This is a genomic window from Actinoplanes sp. NPDC048791, assembly GCF_040650095.1.
In the GTDB taxonomy this organism is placed as follows: Bacteria; Actinomycetota; Actinomycetes; order Mycobacteriales; family Micromonosporaceae; genus Actinoplanes.
The window spans coordinates 1-1,459 of record NZ_JBEZGQ010001535.1; the positions used below are offsets into that span (position 1 = coordinate 1).

Here is a 1,459-nt window from a genome sequence, read left to right on the forward strand (position 1 = left end):
CGGGCTCCGCCGCGGGTGCCTGCGCCGTCGCCGGCCGGGCCGGTGGCTCCTCGCCGGCCTGCGAGACCGCCGGGATGACCAGCAGCGAGCCGCCGAGCAGCGCCACCGCGGCGATGCCGTAATTGCGCAGCCTCGACCGAGACCACCGTGCCATGTTGAGGTCCTCCCACCGACACGACCGCGTCCGGCGCGGCCGAGGGAGCCACACCATACGGTGTGATCATGAGCCGCCGCGACCCCGGTTCCGGGCCCTGTGGACAACCCCGGTGGAGTGGGCTCAGCCGTCTCCGGCGACGGCCCGGGCGATCAGCTCCGCCCGCTGCTCCGGCGGCCCGGGCGGCACGTCGACGAGCTCGAAGCCGTGCTCGCGGTAGGCCTGCTCGTGGAAACGCTCGAACCGTACCGAATCCGCGTAGCTGATCCGGCGGGCCGCCGTCGGGGTGATGAAACCGAGCAGCCGGACGAAGAAGACCCGCGGCCGGTAGATGCCCTCGGCGAGGACCCGGGCGACCTCGATCGCCAGCGACGGCGGCACCGGCCGATCGCTGTAGCGGGCCAGTGCGACTGTGCACAGCGGCGACCGGTCGAAGAACTGGACGGCGGTGCCGGCGGGCGGCGGGAGCTCCTGGCGTTCGTGCTGGAGCTGGGCCACCGCGGCGATGAAGCTTTCCTCGCGCCACGGCTCGGCGTTGCCCCGGGCCTGCTCGCGGGCGATGACGTCGGTGGCTGCCTCGTCGACCACGGCGTACCCGCGCCGGCCCAGTAGCTGCAGGAGGGTCGACTTGCCGGCCCCCGGGGCGCCGGTGATCACGTACCGCCGGGGGCTGGAGGACGACGGCATGGACCGGACGTTACAACACAGTCAGTAGCGGAAGACGGCGACCATCGTGTTCAGCCGGCCGGAGATGTCGGCGAGCTCGGCCGCCGTCGTCTCGGTGGCCTGGGCGGCGTCCCGGGTCGCCGTGGTCACCTGGACCACCTCGGCGAGCTGCCCGCTGATCTCCGCCGTGCCGCCGGCGGCCCGGTTCAGGTCGCCGGTCATGCCGTTGGTCGTGGCGCTCTGTTCCTCCACGGCCGAGGCGATGGTGTTCTGGTAGTCGTTGACCCTCTCGATCACGTCGCCGATGCCGGCGATCGCCGCCACCGCGGCGCGGGTGTCGGCCTGGATGACCTCGGTGCGCCGGCTGATCTCCTCGGTGGCCTTCGCCGTCTCCTGGGCCAGATCCTTGACCTCGCCGGCCACCACCGCGAATCCCTTGCCGGTCTCCCCGGCCCGGGCGGCCTCGATCGTGGCGTTGAGGGCGAGCAGGTTGGTCTGCTCGGCGATGGCGGTGATCGCCTTGACCACGCTGTCGATCTCGGCCGACGAGGCGTCCAGCTTGGACATGAGCTGCTGGGCCTGCGCGGCCGTGGCCACCGCGCCGGCCGCCACCTGGGCCGCGTCGGTGGCGCTCATCGC

The 1,459-nt window shown here is 72.9% G+C and carries 2 protein-coding genes; both read right to left on the reverse strand.

The annotated features are described in order from the left end of the window. Positions 1–277: 277 nt before the first annotated feature. Entirely contained in the window at positions 278–841 is a 564-nt protein-coding gene (locus AB0C29_RS48190; RefSeq protein ID WP_360835055.1) for an AAA family ATPase, read from the reverse strand. A gap of 21 nt (positions 842–862) precedes the next feature. After that, positions 863–1,459: methyl-accepting chemotaxis protein (locus AB0C29_RS48195; RefSeq protein WP_360835057.1), on the reverse strand; the 597-nt coding region annotated here is incomplete at its 5' end.